Annotated in this window: 17 protein-coding genes; 10 read left to right on the forward strand and 7 right to left on the reverse strand. The window is 66.2% G+C overall.

Features of this window, described 5'->3' with window-relative positions; all coding sequences use genetic code 11:
• The first annotated feature begins 40 nt into the window (after positions 1–40).
• The 4 genes from zwf (at position 41) to U4960_RS15170 (ending at position 4,703) form a co-directional block, all read left to right on the forward strand.
• Positions 41–1,480: a glucose-6-phosphate dehydrogenase gene (gene zwf / locus U4960_RS15155; protein ID WP_324261440.1), complete on the forward strand. Its 1,440-nt coding sequence runs from the start codon at positions 41–43 to the stop codon at positions 1,478–1,480.
• A complete protein-coding gene (gene edd, locus U4960_RS15160) occupies positions 1,473–3,302 on the forward strand; it encodes a phosphogluconate dehydratase (protein ID WP_324261441.1) in 1,830 nt (609 codons plus the stop codon). The genes zwf and edd overlap by 8 nt, the downstream gene beginning before the upstream one ends.
• 4 nt (positions 3,303–3,306) lie before the next feature.
• The gene (gene eda, locus U4960_RS15165) at positions 3,307–3,924 is read left to right on the forward strand and encodes a bifunctional 4-hydroxy-2-oxoglutarate aldolase/2-dehydro-3-deoxy-phosphogluconate aldolase (RefSeq protein ID WP_324261442.1); all 618 of its coding nucleotides are present in this window, start codon (positions 3,307–3,309) and stop codon (positions 3,922–3,924) included.
• Between the two features lie 83 nt (positions 3,925–4,007).
• Entirely contained in the window at positions 4,008–4,703 is a 696-nt protein-coding gene (locus tag U4960_RS15170; RefSeq protein WP_324261443.1) for a L,D-transpeptidase family protein, read from the forward strand.
• A gap of 1 nt (position 4,704) precedes the next feature.
• Here the strand turns inward: U4960_RS15170 and tilS are convergent, their stop codons facing one another.
• From tilS to U4960_RS15195, 5 genes are all read right to left on the reverse strand, one after another.
• Positions 4,705–5,574 (reverse strand): tRNA lysidine(34) synthetase TilS, encoded by an 870-nt coding sequence (gene tilS / locus U4960_RS15175; protein WP_416379077.1) that lies wholly within the window; start codon positions 5,572–5,574, stop codon positions 4,705–4,707.
• A gap of 106 nt (positions 5,575–5,680) precedes the next feature.
• The gene (locus U4960_RS15180) at positions 5,681–6,640 is read right to left on the reverse strand and encodes a tetratricopeptide repeat protein (RefSeq protein WP_324261444.1); all 960 of its coding nucleotides are present in this window, start codon (positions 6,638–6,640) and stop codon (positions 5,681–5,683) included.
• A 137-nt stretch (positions 6,641–6,777) separates the two neighbouring features.
• On the reverse strand, positions 6,778–7,566 hold the full coding sequence (locus U4960_RS15185) for a helix-turn-helix domain-containing protein (RefSeq protein ID WP_324261445.1): 789 nt from the start codon (positions 7,564–7,566) through the stop codon (positions 6,778–6,780).
• Between the two features lie 123 nt (positions 7,567–7,689).
• Entirely contained in the window at positions 7,690–9,960 is a 2,271-nt protein-coding gene (gene ptsP, locus U4960_RS15190) for a phosphoenolpyruvate--protein phosphotransferase (RefSeq protein ID WP_324261446.1), read from the reverse strand.
• 128 nt (positions 9,961–10,088) lie between these two features.
• The gene (locus U4960_RS15195; RefSeq protein WP_324261447.1) at positions 10,089–10,256 is read right to left on the reverse strand and encodes a YdcH family protein; all 168 of its coding nucleotides are present in this window, start codon (positions 10,254–10,256) and stop codon (positions 10,089–10,091) included.
• Positions 10,257–10,408: 152 nt separating this feature from the next.
• Here U4960_RS15195 and U4960_RS15200 point away from each other — a divergent pair, with 152 nt between their 5' ends.
• Both U4960_RS15200 and U4960_RS15205 read left to right on the forward strand, forming a co-directional pair.
• Positions 10,409–10,606 carry a YdcH family protein gene (locus tag U4960_RS15200; protein WP_324261448.1) on the forward strand — a complete coding sequence of 66 codons (198 nt, stop codon included), beginning with the start codon at positions 10,409–10,411 and terminating at the stop codon, positions 10,604–10,606.
• Between the two features lie 94 nt (positions 10,607–10,700).
• On the forward strand, positions 10,701–11,168 hold the full coding sequence (locus U4960_RS15205) for a DUF1465 family protein (protein WP_324261449.1): 468 nt from the start codon (positions 10,701–10,703) through the stop codon (positions 11,166–11,168).
• 8 nt (positions 11,169–11,176) lie between these two features.
• Here the strand turns inward: U4960_RS15205 and U4960_RS15210 are convergent, their stop codons facing one another.
• Positions 11,177–12,649: an FGGY family carbohydrate kinase gene (locus U4960_RS15210; RefSeq protein WP_324261450.1), complete on the reverse strand. Its 1,473-nt coding sequence runs from the start codon at positions 12,647–12,649 to the stop codon at positions 11,177–11,179.
• Positions 12,650–12,708: 59 nt separating this feature from the next.
• Here U4960_RS15210 and U4960_RS15215 point away from each other — a divergent pair, with 59 nt between their 5' ends.
• The 4 genes from U4960_RS15215 (at position 12,709) to nadA (ending at position 16,177) form a co-directional block, all read left to right on the forward strand.
• Positions 12,709–13,581 (forward strand): MBL fold metallo-hydrolase, encoded by an 873-nt coding sequence (locus tag U4960_RS15215; RefSeq protein WP_324261451.1) that lies wholly within the window; start codon positions 12,709–12,711, stop codon positions 13,579–13,581.
• Positions 13,566–14,243, forward strand: coding sequence for a DUF4230 domain-containing protein (locus U4960_RS15220; protein WP_324261452.1), 678 nt, complete (start codon positions 13,566–13,568; stop codon positions 14,241–14,243). Before U4960_RS15215 ends, U4960_RS15220 begins: the two co-directional genes overlap by 16 nt.
• 69 nt (positions 14,244–14,312) lie before the next feature.
• A complete protein-coding gene (locus U4960_RS15225) occupies positions 14,313–15,086 on the forward strand; it encodes a hypothetical protein (RefSeq protein WP_324261453.1) in 774 nt (257 codons plus the stop codon).
• A gap of 104 nt (positions 15,087–15,190) precedes the next feature.
• A complete protein-coding gene (nadA, locus tag U4960_RS15230; RefSeq protein ID WP_324261454.1) occupies positions 15,191–16,177 on the forward strand; it encodes a quinolinate synthase NadA in 987 nt (328 codons plus the stop codon).
• Here nadA and U4960_RS15235 read toward each other — a convergent pair.
• Positions 16,174–17,082 carry a DMT family transporter gene (locus tag U4960_RS15235; protein WP_324261455.1) on the reverse strand — a complete coding sequence of 303 codons (909 nt, stop codon included), beginning with the start codon at positions 17,080–17,082 and terminating at the stop codon, positions 16,174–16,176. The genes nadA and U4960_RS15235 overlap by 4 nt on opposite strands.
• Between the last annotated feature and the right edge of the window lie 62 nt (positions 17,083–17,144).

Consider the following 17,144-nt stretch of genomic DNA (forward strand, 5'->3'; position numbering starts at 1 on the left):
GCCTCTCTAGGTAGGACGCACTCTTGGAGAGGCCCGTGTCATGAGCTTTACCGCTGACCGCCTGCTGCTGTTCGGGGCCACCGGCGACCTGGCCCAGCGGATGCTGCTGCCCAGCCTTGCTGCGCTGCATGCCGACGGGCTGCTCGGCCCAGACCTGCGTATCATCGGCACCGCCCGGACCGAGATGACCGATGGCGAGTTCCGCCAGTTCGCCCGCGCCGCGCTGGAGAAGTTCCTGCCCGCCGACCGGCGCGGCGGCATGGCTGATTTCCTTAACCGGCTGACCTATCAGGCGCTTGATGCGACACAACTGGCTGGGTACGCCGACCTTGCCGCAAAGGTCGGCGAGCCGAAGCAGGGCCTGGCCATCTTCCTGTCCACCGCACCAAGCCTGTTCGAGCCGACCATCAAGGGCCTGAAGAGCGCCGGGTTGACCGGCGAGCAGGTCCGCATGTGCCTCGAAAAGCCGCTCGGCACCGATCTTGGCTCCAGCCGCGAGATCAACGACGCGGTCGCCGGGGCCTTCCCCGAACACCGCATTTTCCGGATCGATCACTATCTCGGCAAGGAAACGGTCCAGAACCTGCTGGCGCTGCGCTTCGCCAACCTGATGTTCGAACCGTTGTGGAACGCGGCCCATATCGACCATGTCCAGATCACCGTCGCCGAGACGGTCGGGCTGGAGGGCCGGGTGGCGTTCTACGACGATGCCGGGGCGCTGCGCGACATGGTGCAGAACCATATGCTCCAGCTGTTGGCGCTGGTGGCGATGGAGCCGCCGGGCCATTTTGACGCCACTGCGGTGCGCGACGAGAAGGTCAAAGTGCTGCGATCCTTGCGCAAGGTCGATGCCGCCCAGACCGTCACCGGCCAGTACCGCGCCGGTGCGATCCAGGGGCAGGCGGTGCCCGGCTATGACGAGGAACTGGGCAAGGAATCGGGCACCGAAACCTTCGTCGCGATCAAGGCCCACGTCGATAACTGGCGCTGGAAAGGCGTGCCGTTCTACCTGCGCACCGGCAAACGCCTGCCCAAACGTGTCACCGAAATCGTCATCCAGTTCCGCTGCGTGCCGCATTCGATCTTTGCCGGTAAAGGCGCGACCATGCAGCCCAACCGGCTGGTGATCGGTATCCAGCCGGAAGAAAACATCACCCTCTCGCTGATGGCGAAGGTGCCGGGGCTGGACCGCGAGGGCATCCGCCTGCGGCAGGTCCCGCTCAACATCGCGATGGCCGACGCCTTCAGCGGGGCAGTGCGGCGGATCGCCTACGAACGGCTGCTGCTCGACCTGGTCGAAGGCGACCAGACGCTGTTCGTTCGCCGCGACGAAGTGGAAGCCCAGTGGGAGTGGATCGACGCAATCCGCAGCCAGTGGCAGAGCGAAGGGCAGGAGCCGAGGACCTACACCGCCGGCAGCTGGGGACCGAGTGCCGCTATCGCGCTGGCGGAGCGTGACGGGGTGACCTGGCATGAGTAAGCCGCTTCACGACACACTGCACCGGGTGACGCAGCGGGTGATCGAAAACTCCCGCGCCAGCCGCAGCGCCTATCTCGATCTGGTGGCCCGCGAGGCGGACAACCAGGGGGACCGCAACGCGGTGTCCTGCTCCAATCTCGCCCATGCCTATGCCGGGGCGCTGGAGGACCAGGCAGCGCTGGTCGCAGCCAAAGGCCCCAACATCGGGATCGTCACCAGCTACAACGACATGCTGAGCGCGCACCAGCCCTATGGCCGGTACCCGGATCGGCTGAAGATCTATGCCCGCGAAGTCGGCGCGACCGCGCAGGTCGCGGGCGGGACGCCGGCCATGTGCGACGGGGTAACCCAGGGCGAGACTGGCATGGAGCTGTCGCTGTTCAGCCGCGACGTGATCGCCCTCTCGACCGCCGTGGCGCTGAGCCATGCCATGTACGACGGGGCGCTGATGCTGGGCATCTGCGACAAGATCGTACCCGGCCTGCTGATCGGCGCCCTGCGGTTCGGCCACCTGCCGGTGATCTTCGTGCCCGGCGGGCCGATGCCGACCGGGGTGGCGAACAAGGAAAAGCAGCGCATCCGCCAGCTTTACGCCGAAGGCAAGGTCGGCCGGGCCGAACTGCTGGCGAGCGAGATGGGTAGCTACCATTCGCCCGGCACCTGCACGTTCTACGGCACCGCCAATTCCAACCAGATGATGATGGAGCTGATGGGGCTGCACATTCCCGGCAGCGCCTTCATCCAGCCCGGCACGCAATTGCGCCAGGCGCTGGACCGGGCAGCGGTGCACCGGGTGTCACAGATCGGGCACAAGGGCGATGACTGGCGTCCGCTTGGCCATTGTGTTGACGAGAAGGCGATCATCAACGCCGCTGTCGGCCTGCTCGCCACCGGAGGATCGACCAACCATGCGATCCATATTCCCGCGATGGCGCGGGCAGCCGGGGTCATCTTCGACTGGAACGACCTGTCCGAACTGTCCTCTGCCGTGCCGCTGATCGCCCGGGTCTATCCCAACGGCGCGGGCGACGTGAACCACTTCCATGATGCGGGCGGGATCGGCTTCGTCGTTGGCGAACTGCTCGAAGCAGGCCTCGCCCACCGCGATATCATGACAGTCGGCACCGGCGACCTGTCGGAATACGCGCGCGAGCCGGGGTTGGATGGAAACCTCCAGGAAGGAGGGGCCCTCGTATGGCGCGATGTCGGGGATAGCGCCGACCTTGAGATGCTGCGGCCCGTATCGAAACCGTTCCAGCCCGACGGGGGCATGCGGCTGGTCACCGGCAACCTGGGCCGGGCCTGCTTCAAGTCATCCGCAGTCGAAGAGTCACGCTGGACCATCGAGGCGCCCTGCCGCGTGTTCGAGGACCAGCCGAGCGTTGCGGCCGCGTTCAAGGCAGGCGAACTGGACCGCGACGTAATCGTGGTCGTCCGCTTTCAGGGGCCGCGCGCCAACGGCATGCCCGAACTGCACAAGCTGACCCCGCCGCTCGGCGTCCTGCAGGATCGCGGCTACCGCGTCGCGCTGGTCACCGACGGGCGGATGTCCGGGGCCAGCGGCAAAGTGCCCGCCGCCATCCACTGCACGCCCGAGGCACTCGGCGGCGGGCCCCTTTCCCGGCTGCGCGATGGCGACGTGATCCGCCTGTGCGCCGCAACCGGCGAGCTTTCCACCACCGCAGACCTTGCGGCGCGGGAGCCTGTGCCCGATCCGTCCGACGCCAATGGTACCGGGCGCGAGATCTTCGGCATGTTCCGCCGATTTGCGGACGGGGCGGAACAGGGCGGCAGCGCCATGCTCGCCACAGCAGGACTGTAGAACGATGAACGCAATCGATACCCTGATGCGCGTCGCGCCGGTGATCCCGGTGATCGTGATCGACGAGATCGAACACGCCGTGCCCTTGGCCGAAGCCCTGGTCGCGGGCGGGCTGCGGGTGCTCGAGGTGACGCTGCGCACCGAAGCGGCGCTACCAGCCATAACCGCGATGAAGCAGGTTCCCGGCGCCATCGTCGGCGCAGGCACCGTCACCAACGCGCACGAGCTGGACGCGGCGCTGGCAGCGGGAAGCGAATTCATCGTCTCCCCCGGCCTCACCGAACCGCTGGGCAAGGCGGCGATCGCGAGCGGTGTGCCGTTCCTGCCCGGCATCGCCAATGCGGGCGACATCATGCGCGGGCTCGACCTGGGGCTCACCCAGTTCAAGTTCTTCCCCGCCATGGCCGCTGGCGGCCTGCCAGCCTTGAAGGCCCTCGCCGCGCCGTTTGGCCAGTGCCGGTTCTGCCCGACTGGCGGCATCGGGCCGGACAACGCCGGCGAATGGCTGGCATTCGATCCGGTGCTGTGCGTCGGCGGAAGCTGGGTTTCCCCCAAGGGGGCGCCGGACAAGATCGAAATCGAACGGCTCGCCCGCGAGGCGGTGGCGCTGCGGCGGCGTTAACGCTTCCCCCAGCTTCGTCCCGCTATGGGATGCGGCGGAGGCGGTGCTGGCGCTAACTGCGCCATTCCAGCATATTGGTGCTTATGGACCCGATGCTCAAATGGATTGGCGGCGCGACCGCCGTGATCGTGCTGGCGCTGGGCACCGCAACGGTGGCCGGCAGCGCCTTCAGTGCAACTGAACCGGCAGAAGCTGTTTCGCTGAGCGAGGCCATTCCGGTTGATGCGGAGTTGGTAGCATCGGCCACTGCTCCGTCTGATCGCGCGGCCGCTATTTCGCAGCCCGCTGCCACTCAGGATACTGCCAAACCGGCGGACGAGCGCTTCGTCATCAAGCGCGTGTTGCCGATCGAGGGCCCGATCAAGTACGGTGAGTGGCACTGGAACGAAGAAGGCGTGCCCGAAGGCCCGCTGGTGGTCACGGTAGACCTTGAGGCCCGGGTCATCTCGGTGTTCCGCGGCGGTTACGAGATCGGCGCAGCAGCCGTGCTGCTCGGCACGCAGGACCATCCGACCCCGCTCGGCACCTTCCCGATCCTGCAGAAGAAGCGCCACAATATCTCGTCGATCTACAATGTGCCCATGCCCTACACCATGCGGCTGACATGGGACGGCATCGCCATCCATGCCTCTGAAGTCGAGAACGGCTATGCCAGCCACGGCTGCATCGGCACGCCTGAAGGGTTTGCTGCAAAGCTGTTTGCGGTTGCCGACAAGGGCGACAAGGTGATCATCACCCGCGGCAAACGCATCGGTGTGGGCGACCCGATCGTTTCCTGACCTAACCGGTGGTGCGCGGGTTCTCGCGCGTGAACAGCCACGTCCGCTCGCCCGCGGCATCGCGCGTGCAGCCAGCAATTCCCCCGATATTGCACCGCTGCCCGCGAAGCAGCGCGGACGCCATCTGGGCCGCCTCGCCGGTATCGAGTGAACCGCCCAGTGCCCGCGCGGCAGCCTGGATCACCCCGATGCGGACTAGGTTGGGCCCCGGCAGACCGGTGCGAAGGGCGGCGTAGGAAAAGCCGTCACCATGCGGCACCACGCATTGGCTCCATTCCCGCCCGACTGCGAATTCGAGCACGTTTTCAGCTTCGGCGAGCAGCGCCGCGCTGCGGGCCAGCCCCGGCACCACGAGCCAGTCAGCCGCAGCGAGAGCCTGGCGGACGCGGACCCGGTCAAACCGGGGATCCGCGTTCGACGGGTCGTCAACAAACGGCAATCCGCCAGCGCGGACCACCGCCTCCAGTTCCGCCCGGCGCCAGCCGAGCAGGGGACGCAGCAAGGGTCGATCGCCATCAGGAACACGAGTTCTGGCCCGGATGCCGGCCAGCCCCCTCAGCCCGCTTCCCCGGTTAAGCCGCATCACCAGCGTTTCGGCCTGGTCATCCATCTGATGCGCGGTGAGAAGGACCTCCAGCCCGCGCTCTTCCAGCCAGCCTCCCAGCGCGGCATAGCGGGCCGAGCGAGCACGGTGCTGGATATTACCCGTGCCCACTTCAACCTTCAGCACCCGGTGCGGGACAGCCAGACTGGCGCAGACCCGCCCCACCAGCGCCGCTTCGTCAGCGCTTTCAGGCCGCAGCCCGTGATCCACCGTAGCCGCCTCGATCATGTCGGGGAACGCGGCCTTGGCCAAGAGCAGCAATGCCATACTGTCCGGCCCGCCGGACACGGCCAGCCCCAGCCGACCTCCCTCAGGCCAGAGCTGTTCGAAATTCGCCCGGAAGCGGGCGACTAAATCGGGATCGATGCCGCTATCAATTGCAGGTCACCTTTTTCCGGTTTGCTTCATACTGGCCCGAAAGCCGCCCGGTGGCGAGCGCCGGATAGGTCTCGGCGAATTCCGCCAGGGCGATGCACGCGCGGTTGGTGTCCTTGAGGGCGATCATGGCTTCGGCCAGATAGAGCAGGCTGTCCCCGGCCCGGGCGCCGTTCTTGTCAGCCTGATAATTGCGCAGGAACCATGTCGCAGCATCGCGCGGCTTGCCATCGTCGAGGAACGCCCGCCCGAGCAGGTTGCGCCCGAAAGAAATCTGCGCGTGACGCGGATGCTTATCGACGTACAAAGCGAGTTGCTGCTGGGCTTCGGGATAGAACTTCGCATCCCACAGACGGAAGCCGTAACTGTATTCATCCCCGCCGGCATCGTCCGTCTGCGGCTTGGCGATGGCCTGAACGGCGGCAAGTCGCTGGGCCGAGGGGCCAGTCGCCGCTGGTGTGGTAGGAGGGCGTGTGGCGGTGCTTGCTGCGGGCGCGGTCGTGGCGGGCACGGACGTGGCAGGCACGATGGCCGCCGGTGTGGCTGCCACCCCGCCAATCGCCGGACCGGCAAGCGGCGCTGCAGGCGCTGCGCCGCTTTCCAGTGCGGTCAGCCGGCCCAGGACTTGAGTAAGCGCATTCGCGTTCTGCTCGGTCTGGGCGGTCAGCGTCTGGATCTGCGCTTCGAGCGCGTCAAGGCGAATAAGGATATCGGTAACCGCAGTCGTGCTCGGCGTGGCCGGGCCGGTACGCGCCGGGGCGCTGTTGTTGATCTCGGGCTCGAAAAAGCGGCCGTCTCCGCCCGGGAATACCTGCCGCTGAAGCGCGCGCACTTCAGCCTCGAGCTTGCGGATGCGGGCTTCGCCGGTCGCATCCTGGGCCAGTGCCGGGAAGGCGGTGACGCCTGTTGCCAGCATTGCAAGGGCGCCGACCATGGCGCGGCTGCTCCGGGTGATCATCGTTAATCTCGCTCCTCGACCGTCATCGTCCGCTACTATGCGGCGGCGGCGCCAACGCAAGCTGAACGACGGGTCTGTTCTGTGCCGAATTGGGGCACCTGTGTCGAGCCAACACCGCGCAAAAACGGGGGAAATTGTCAGCCGCTGGTGCCACCACGCGCCAGCAGATCCTGAGCCGAAACAGGCATGTCCTTGACCACGGTTTCGCTGTCGGAGAGCTTCGGCACCGGTTTGCCATCAACCGTGATGCGCAACGCGTCTGGCCGCCCGGTCCAGATCTGCGGCCCTTCAGCGTCGGCTGGCAGGACGTAACGTTCGTTGAGCGCCATCTGCTTCTGCATCAGCTGCGCCCCGCTGGCGTCATAGAACTTGACCCAGACGCCGTCTTCCAGCGAGGTGAAGACCACCTGGCCTGCTGCGGCACCAGCGCCCGGAGCCGGAGATGCCGCAGGATCGACCGGCGCAGCCTGCTCGGCCGGCTCGTCGAGCGGGGCCGGGCCGCTGCCCGGCGCCCAATAACTGCGGTAGAATGCAAATCCGCCGATCAGCAAAAGGACGGCGGCCAGGGCACTGAGCCAGGCCAGTCCGCGTGAAGGGACGCGGGCCGGATCACCCGGCTCGTAACGGGGCGCCATCGGCCGGTCGTTGGGATTGTGGCCCAGCTCCGCACGCAGCTGCGCGCCGACTTCCTTGTCGTCCAGCCCGACCGCCTTGGCATAGGTGCGCGAAAAACCCATCGCGTAGGTGCGCGACGGCAGGCTGGCGAAATCGCCCCGTTCGATCGTTTCGATGTGCCGCAGGGGAATGCGGGTTTCAGCGGCAACCTGCTCCGCTGTCATACCGGCAGCCTCGCGCGCTCGGCGCAGGCGCTGCCCGGTGTTATCGAGCGGAAGCTGTTCCGCCGAGATGTCGTTATCCTCTGTCATTGCGACCCTATCACAGAATATTTTTTCTTTGCGGTGACAAGAGGTCGCACAAGGCCGCGTGTCAAGCGTGTCCGGACGGCAGGTGTCCGAACTCGGCCAGGACGCACGGAACTGCGGCATGGTCTAATCATGCTCAATCCCTCGCTCGCTGGCCCATTCCGAAAGGGCGGCGCGCATGTCAGGCGGAGGGACTGCGAGCCAGTTGTTCATCGCGGCGGTAATTTCATCAAGGTCGACCTTGCGGACCAGTTCCTTGATCGGTCCGACCGATACAGGGGTAATGGACAGCCGCCGGAACCCGATGCCGAGCAGGGCAAGCGCTTCAAGGCGCCGCCCCCCCATCTCGCCGCAAACCCCCAGATCGACTCCCTGGCCCGCCACCGCCTGCGATACCCGCCGCAGAAACCGCAGGATCGCCGGGCTGAGCCAGTCATACCGCTCAGCCAGCTTCGGGTTGGCCCGGTCCGCCGCAAACAGGAACTGGGTCAGATCATTGGTCCCGACCGACAGGAACGACAGCTTCGGCATAAGCAGGTCCAGCACTTCGGCCAGAGCCGGCACTTCCAGCATCGCGCCGTAGCGGATCGCTTCGGGCAGAAGCTTGCGATGCCGACGCTGGAACTGGAGCTGTTCGTCGAACACAGCCTTGGCGGCGTCAAACTCCCATGGCTCTGATACCATCGGGAACATGACGTTCAGCGTGCGGCCAGCAGCCGCGTCGAGCAAGGCACGCGCCTGCGCCTTGAGCAGGCCTTCGCGTTCCAGCGCCAGCCGCAGCGCGCGCCAGCCCATGGCCGGGTTCTCGTCACTGGCAGCCGATTCCTGCCGAAGATAGGGCACTGCCTTGTCGCCGCCGATATCGACCGTGCGGAAAATCACCGGCTTGTCGCCTGCCGCTTCCAGCACGTCGCGGTAAAGGCGGGTCTGCCGGTCGCGCTGCGGCAGCGTAGCCGAGACGAGGAACTGGAACTCGGTGCGGAACAGGCCGACCCCGTCCGCACCCGACAGCTGCAGCGCGCTCATGTCGTCGCGCAGGCCCGCATTCATCATCACCTGGATGCGCGTGCCGCAACGGGTGAACGGTTCGACATCGCGCATGGCGGCATAGAGCGCCTGGCGTTCGCGCGATTTGGCGAAGCGACCGTCGAAGGCATCGGCCATCGGCGCCGAGGGGCGGATTGTGGCCGTGCCCTTTTCGGCATCGAGCAAGACGGCGTCGCCTTCCCGCACCGCGCCGCGCAACCCGCGGATGCGGCCGAGCACCGGCACCCCCATGGCGCGGGCGACGATCACCACGTGCGCGGTGAGCGAGCCTTCCTCGAGGATTACCCCCTTCAGCCGCCGCCGGTCATATTCCAGCAGCTCGGCAGGGCCCAGGTTCTTCGCAATCAGGATCGTATCCTTGCGCAGGCCTTGGCTGGCCGCAGTGCCCATCTGGCCGCTGACAATCCGCAGGAGGCGGTTCGACAGGTCCTCCAGGTCATGCATCCGGTCAGCCAGCAGGGGATCGTCGATCTCCCGCATCCGCATCCGGGTGCGCTGCTGGACCCGTTCGATCGCGGCTTCGGCGGTCAGGCCGGAATCGATCGCCTCGTTGATCCGGCGCGACCAGCCTTCGTCGTAGGCGAACATCTTGTAGGTCTCGAGCACTTCCTCGTGCTCGCCACCGCCGCCGAATTCGGCCTGGCTGGCCATCGATTCGATCTGTTCGCGCATCCGGTCGAAGGCGCGGAACACCCGCTGGCGCTCGGCCTCGGTGTCTTCGGCCATGACGTGCTCGATCGTGACCCGCGGCTGGTGGTAGACGGCAAATCCCGCGGCCAGCCCCTTGACCAGCGGCAGGCCGGAGACCGTCTGCGGCTCGGTGTTCAGCTGCGATGCACCGAAAGCGTCTTCCTCGTCGATCAGCTCGGCATTCGCGATCATTTCGGAAAGAACCATTGCAGTGGTCTGCAACGCTTCGATCTCGACATCTTCGTAACGGCGTGGATCGACGTGCTGGACGCACAAAGTGCCGACCGCCCGCTCGCGGTAGACGATTGGCACCCCGGCAAAGGAGTGAAACTTGTCCTCGCCGGTTTCGGGCCGGTACTGGAAGTCGGGATGGGCCTTGGCCTCGGCCAGGTTGAGCGTCTCGACGTTTGCGGCGATCGTGCCGGTCAGCCCTTCGCCAATCGCCATGCGGGTGACGTGGACCGCACTCTGGTTCAGACCACGAGTGGCGAAGAGCTCGAGCATCCCCTCCCGCAGGAGGTAGATCGAGCAGACCTCGCTGTCGAAACTTTCGCCGATGATCTCCACCACCCGGTCCAGCTTGGACTGGGCAGGAAGGCGCGAGGCCATGACCTCGTGCATCCTTGTCAGGATGGTGCGTGCGGCGGCTGCTGCTCCCATGGCACGGTGCTATAGCACATGCAGTCGATCGTGAAACCGACACGATTGCCGTATTTCGACCAGTGGAAGCCTTGGGCCGGGGGTGGCGACGGGCACCGCACAAGGGCGCCCGGTCGCCGCGAGGCCACTCAGATGGTGGCGAGTTCTTCCTTGATACGGAGTTTCTGGCGCTTGAGTGCCTGGACCCTCGCCGCATCCGGTATCGGCCGGCTCATTTCCTCGCGCAAGCGCGATTCAAGTCCGGCATGCTTGCTTTCGAGGGCGTCTGTGTGGGCTTGCACTGGGCTCGATGCCATCGGCTTCTCCTTCCATGGGTTGATCCCTGGAGCGACTCGCCCGGGCGGACGCGCCGCTGAGGGCATAGAACCACATCGATACCCCCTTGCGAACCCCCTGCGGCTCCGTAAACGGCAGATACGCGCCTGGGTGCGACGGATGGGGGTGGTTGGTGACCGAACAGGAAATGCGCAAACGGCTGGCGACGCTGCGGATCGAGCACCGCGATCTCGACGCTGCCATCAACGCGCTGACCGATTCCGGATCGACTGATCAGTTGCAGATTGCCCGGCTGAAGAAACGCAAGCTGATGCTGCGGGACCAGATCGCCCTGATCGAGGACCAGCTAATCCCGGATATCATCGCCTGAACCGTCCCCCTGCGGGACAGGGCAGAACTTGATGGTTACTTCCGGGAACCAATTCTGGCCAAAGCCCGATTGCGGTCGTAGCGCTGGAGGCAGGATGAACCAACCGAGCGACATCAGCGAGCCGATCATCGAAGCGCTCTACAGCGAGGCCCTCGTGCTGGCCGACGAGGTGCGCTCGGTGTTCGACCTGCGCCATGTCGCCGGTGCCGACTTCGATGGCGACCGGCTACGCTTCGCCATGTCGGTTGAAGGCCTGCGCACCACCACCCGGATCATGCATGTGCTCGCCTGGCTGCTCAACCAGCGCGCCTACCTGAGCGGCGACATGACCGAGTTCCAGTTGCGGCGCCATGGCACCCTGCCGCTTGACCGGCCATCCGATCCGGAAAACCTGGCGATCCTGGAAAAGCCGACCCGGGACCTGATCGAAGCGACCGAAACGCTGCACGGCCGGGTATCCCGGCTCGACAAAGCCTGGCGCGCCGGGTTCGCCGGTCGTCCAAGCGGCATACGCGATCTGCACGAGCGGCTGGGCCGCGAACTGCGCGTGGTCGGCCACTAATTCCCTCGTCAGACGGCAGCCATCGCCCTGTGCCAGGCAGCGAGGCGCTGCTCCCGCAGCCCCGGCTCCATTGAAGGTGTAAACCCGCGTACCGATCCGCGCATGGCCGCAGCGGCCTGTTCGAGCGAGAGGTAAAGGCCCGCCCCCACCGCAGCGAGCATGGCAGCACCCAAAGCGGTGGTTTCGACATAATCAGGCCGTTCGACCTCAAGGTCGAGCATATCGGCAAGATCCTGCGCCATCCAGTCGTTGGCGCTCATGCCTCCGTCGATCTTCAACGACCGCCAGGGGGCACCGTCCGCCGCGAAGGCAGTCGCCAGGTCCACGGCCTGATGGGCCATCGCTTCCAGCGCCGCGCGGGCAATTTCCGCGCGGCCGCTCGAGAAGCTGAGCCCCGAAATCGACCCGCGCGCCGCCGCATTCCAGTGCGGCGCACCAAGACCGGACAATGCCGGCACAATCGTCACCCCGCCGCTGTGCGGGATCGAGCGCGCCAGCGCCTCGGTTTCCGGCGCACTGCCGATGATACCCAGTGCATCGCGCAGCCACTTGATCAGACTGCCCGCCACGAACACCGAGCCCTCGATGGCGTAAGTCCTCTGCCCTTCGTGTTGCATCAGCACCGTGCCCAGCAGGCGGTTGTCCGAGCGCGGCAGCCCGTGGCCCTTGTTGGTCAGCACGAATGCGCCGGTGCCGAACGTGGCCTTGGTCTCTCCCGGGGCGAGGCAGCCCTGCCCGATGCTGGCCGCCTGCTGGTCCCCGGCCATGCCGCAGATCGGGATCGCCCGGCCGAACAGACCGCGGTCGGTTTCAGCCAGCATCCCGTGGGTATCAACCACCCGAGGCAGCGTTTCGGGAGGAACGCCCAGCAGATCGCACAACCCCGCATCGAACACGGCCCCGTCCAGCGCCAGCAGCAACGTGCGGCTGGCATTGCTGGCGTCACTGACATGCGCGGCACCATGGCTGAGCTTCCACACCAGCCAGCTTTCCACTGTCCCCAGCGCCAGACATCCGGCCCGCCGTGCCTGCGCCACGGCCTCATCATGGTCGAGCAGCCAGCGCATCTTGGTGCCGGAGAAATAGGGGTCGAGCAGCAGGCCGGTGCGCGCGGTGACGTCCGGTTCGTGCCCGGCTGCCTTCAGGCTCTCGCAGAACGCCGCCGTGCGGCGGTCCTGCCACACGATTGCCCGGGTCAGCGGCTCGCCGGTGCTGGTGTCCCACGCCACCACGGTCTCGCGCTGGTTGGTGATGCCGATGGCGGCAATGGTGTCCGCCCCGCCGGCCTGCTCGATCGCGCGGCGCGCGCAGGCCAGCGACTTGGCCCAGATTTCGCCCGCGTCATGCTCAACCCAGCCGGGCTGCGGATAATACTGGGTCAGCTCTTCCTGGCAGACCGACAATTCCCGCCCGTCAGGCGCAAACACGATCGCGCGGGTGGACGTGGTCCCTTCATCGAACACCAAGATATTATCCGCCAAGCGGTCTCTCCCCTTTTGTCAGGCGTGACATGCCGCAAGCCTGCCCCCATATGCAAGCAATGGCAGGAGCTCCCCCCAAACCATGGCCGACCGGCCTGTCCGAACAGTGCGAGCCGCTGGTGCGGCGGGTGCTGGCACCCAACCCCTCGCCCTATACCTACACCGGCACGCAGACTTACCTGGTCGGTGCGGGCGCTGACGTGGCGGTGATCGACCCCGGGCCGGCAGACCCGGCGCATATCGACGCGATTGTCGCAGCCGTGGGCGAGGCCCGCATTGCCGCGATCATGTGCACCCATACCCACCGTGACCACTCCCCCGCTGCCCGCCCGCTGGCCACACGCACCGGTGCCCCGATCGTTGGCTGCGCTCCGCTCGCGATCGACAGCGACCTGCCCCGCTCTGACGAGAGCTTCGACCATGACTACGCACCTGACCGCGTGATGGAAGACGGCGAGGCGATGACCGGAACCGGCTGGACCCTGCGCGCAATCGCCACGCCCGGCCATGTCTCCAACCACCTGTGCTTTGCGCTGGAGGAAAGCGGCGCGCTGTTCACGGGCGATCACGTGATGGCGTGGTCGACCAGCGTGGTCGTGCCGCCGGATGGTGACATGGGCGACTACATGAAGAGCCTCGACCGGCTCTACGCGCGTGAGGACCGGGTCTATTATCCGGCGCATGGCCCGGCGGTGGACAAGCCGCGCCAGCTGGTACGCGGTATGATCGGCCACCGCCGCCAGCGCGAGGCGCAGATCCTGCGCCTGCTCGGCGAAACCGCGCGCACCGCCGGCGAGTTCGTGCCCGCAATGTACAAAGGGCTCGACCCCCGCCTCAGTGGTGCCGCGGAAATGAGCGTGACGGCCCATCTGATCGATCTGGAACGGCGCGGACTTGTCGCGCGTTCGGATGGCATATGGCAGACGATCTGAAAACGTCCGGGCCCGATTCAACCCGGCCTGCGCTCGCCCGGGTGCAGGCAGCGCCATGGTTGATCGTGATCGGGCTGATCGCGCTCAGCGCCTGGCTGGGCTGGCGCGCTTTCGGACCTGATCCGACTGAGGGCGATCCGATTGCCACAACGCTGGTTGCCTTCCAGGAACAGAACCGCCTGACCGTGTTCAGCGCGCAGCTTTCCCCCGTCGTCGCCAACGAAGACAGCCGCTTCTTCGGCGCCCTCAAGAGCCGCCAGGTCGCAGTGATCCCGGCGCGGGTCGACTATTCGATCGACCTGTCGCGGATCGAGGCAAGGCGCCTTCAATGGGATGCGGCCAGTACGACCCTTTCCGTCCAGCTTCCCCCGGTGCGCGTCGGAGTCCCCAATCTTGACGAGGGCCGCGCCCAGTATTTGCGTGAAGGCGTGTGGATCACCCGCGAGGCTCAGGACAAGCTGACCCGCGCCAACACCCGCCTGGCGGAACAGCAGGCGATGGAACAGGCCGCCAACCCGGTGCTGATGCGGCTTGCACGCGAGGCCGGGCGAACCGCCGTGCGCCAGAACCTCGCCATTCCGCTCCACGTGGCCGGGTTCGGCGACGTCAAGGTGGAGGTTCGCTACGACGGCGAGGCAGCGCCACGGATCGGGCCAAATTGACCTTGCCCAGCTTGCGGTAGTATATTGCCGAAAAAGGGTCGCAGTTCCACGGGAGAGGGGGATTGCGCCATGGCAACCACTGCACAAGCACGGACGGCACAAGCCGAAAGCACACGCTTCTTCACGACAATGGCCTTCGTCATGTCGGCGGTGATCATCGCCGGCTTCTCGCTTCACCTCGCAATGGGCCGCTCAAGCTTTGACGCCCCCTTGGCCTATCACGTCCACGGCGTAATCTTCATGAGTTGGATCGGTCTCTATCTTGCGCAGCACGTGACGATGGGAGCGGGCAATCGTGCGCTGCACATAAGCCTCGGAAAGCTGGCCTATGTCTGGATTCCGGTGATGGTGGCGGCGGGAGGCATGATCATCCTGGTCTCGGTTCGCTCCGCTGGCAGCCCGCCTTTCTTCGATCGGAACGAATTCCTCGTCAGCAATACGGCGCTGCTGCTGTGCTTCGGCGGGCTCTGCCTCTGGGCGCTGCGCCAGCGGCGGTATACCGGCTGGCATCGCAGGCTCATGCTGGTGGCGATGGCCGTGCTGACGGGCCCGGGGCTCGGCCGCCTGCTCCCGCTTCCTCTGATGATGCCCTGGTCATGGACCGCGACATTTCTTGCCACGCTGGCCTTCCCCGTGATCGGCATGGGCTACGACCTGCGCCGGCACGGCCAGGTCCATCCGGCTTACTGGTGGGGTACGGGGGTCTATGTCGCTGTCTTCGTCGGCTCGATGCTGCTCGCCTATTCGCCGGTCGGCTATGCGATGACGGAATGGGTGGTCGCGGGAACGCCCGGGGCGGAGCGGCCGATGGAAGCCTTCATACCGCCGGGGTTCGCCATGTAATCGGCTTGTAGACAGGGCAACCCCGGTTGCCCGGAACGCACTCGCATTACGGTCCGTTCGGTTTATAGAGGGCGCCAAATCGACGCCCCGAAAAAGGACGGACCATGACTGCCGAAACCCGCCTGCCCACCGGAACCGACCTGCTGGCCGAGATCGACCGCCTGCGGAAAGAGCGCAATGCGGTGATCCTGGCGCACTATTACCAGAAGCCGGAAATCCAGGACCTGGCCGATTTCGTCGGCGATTCGCTGCAGCTCTCGCAGATGGCGGCCGAAACCGATGCCGACGTGATTTGCTTTTCCGGGGTCAAGTTCATGGCCGAGACCGCCAAGATCCTCAGCCCCGACAAGATCGTGGTCCTGCCCGACATGGACGCAGGATGCAGCCTGGAAGATTCCTGCCCGCCGGAAAAATTCAAGGCCTTCCGCGAGGCACATCCCGATCACATCGCGCTGACCTACATCAACTGCTCGACCGAGGTGAAGGCACTGTCGGACATCATCGTCACCAGCTCCAGCGCCGAGACGATCCTTGCCCAGATCCCGCCGGAGCAGAAGATCATCTTCGGGCCCGACCGGCATCTCGGCGGCTACCTCAGCCGCAAGTTCAACCGCGACATGCTGCTGTGGCCGGGCGTGTGCATCGTGCACGAGGCCTTCAGCGAGACCGAGCTGCTGAAACTCAAGGCGCAGCACCCTGATGCGCCGATTGCCGCGCACCCGGAATGCCCGCCCTCGATCGTCGACCACGCCGACTATGTCGGCTCGACCAGCGGCATCCTGCAGTTCGCCAAGACCTTCCCCGGCCAGACCCTGATCGTCGCCACCGAGCCGCACATCATCCACCAGATGGAAAAGGCACTGCCGGAAAAGACCTTCATCGGCGCGCCCGGCGCTGACGGGAACTGCAGCTGCAACGTGTGCCCCTACATGGCATTGAACACACTGGAGAAGATCTACACCTGCCTGCGCGATCTGGAACCCCGGATCGAAATCGAGGAAGGCCTGCGCATCCAGGCGAAGAAAAGCCTCGACGCGATGCTGACCATGGCCAGCGGGACAGTGGGGCAGGGGGATCTGGGGAAGGTCTAATCTGCCTTTTCGGTTTGCGGCGAGGCAGCACGCGCCAGCACCAGCGCGCCGCCGAGCAGCGCCATCCCGAAGACGTCGAGCAAGGTCATCGTCTCGCCGAACACCAGCCAGCCGGTCAGCGCACCGATGGCCGGTTGCGTCAGCAGCGCCAGCCCGATCACCACCGCGCTGAAGTGGCGCAGGGCGAACACCAGCAGCCCCTGCCCGATCAGCTGCCCCAGCACGGCCAGCGCGATCAGCGGCCCCCAGTTGGTCGGCCAGACCGGCTCGCCCAGGGCCAGCGCAAGCGCAAGCAGCAAGGGCGCGCCGGCCAGGCTTGACCAGAACAGGATCGTCCAGCTGCCCAGCGTGCCCCGCTGGCGCTGCAGCACGATCAGGTAGATCGCGTAGAGCAGCCCGGCGAGGAGGCAGAACAGGTCACCCAGCAGGGTGTCGGGTGAAATCTCCAGGCTGCGGCCCAGCAGGGTCGCGGCGCCCGCCAGCGCCATCAGGATCGCGCCGGTCTCGCCCGCATGGGGCAAGCGGCGCAGGGCGATGAAGGCCCAGACCATCAGGATCAGGCTGCCCGAATTGCCGAACAGGGTGGCATTGCCGATCCGGGTCAGCCCGATGCCGACATGCCAGCTGGCAAGATCGAGCGCAAAGGCCATCCCGGCCACCGCCAGCAGCACCAGCCCGCGGCGGGGCACAGCCAGCGGGCGTTCCCCCTGCGCCTGCGCCAGCCACAGCACGAACGGCAGGGCGAGGGCGAGCCGCCAGAACCCGCTCGATACCGGACCGGTGTCCGCCAGCCGTACGAACCACGGCCCCAGCGCCAGCGCGACATTGCCCCCAAGCAGCGCCAGCAGCAGCAGCCAGCGCGGCCAGATTCGGCTATCGCTATTCGCGGTGGTTGCATTGCCCATCGCCGCGCAATAGCTGTGATTGCGCAATTGCCAATCATCTTGCGATTTGCGGGGCCAAAACA

The organism is Altererythrobacter sp. H2, assembly GCF_035319885.1.
Taxonomy (GTDB): Bacteria; Pseudomonadota; Alphaproteobacteria; order Sphingomonadales; family Sphingomonadaceae; genus 34-65-8.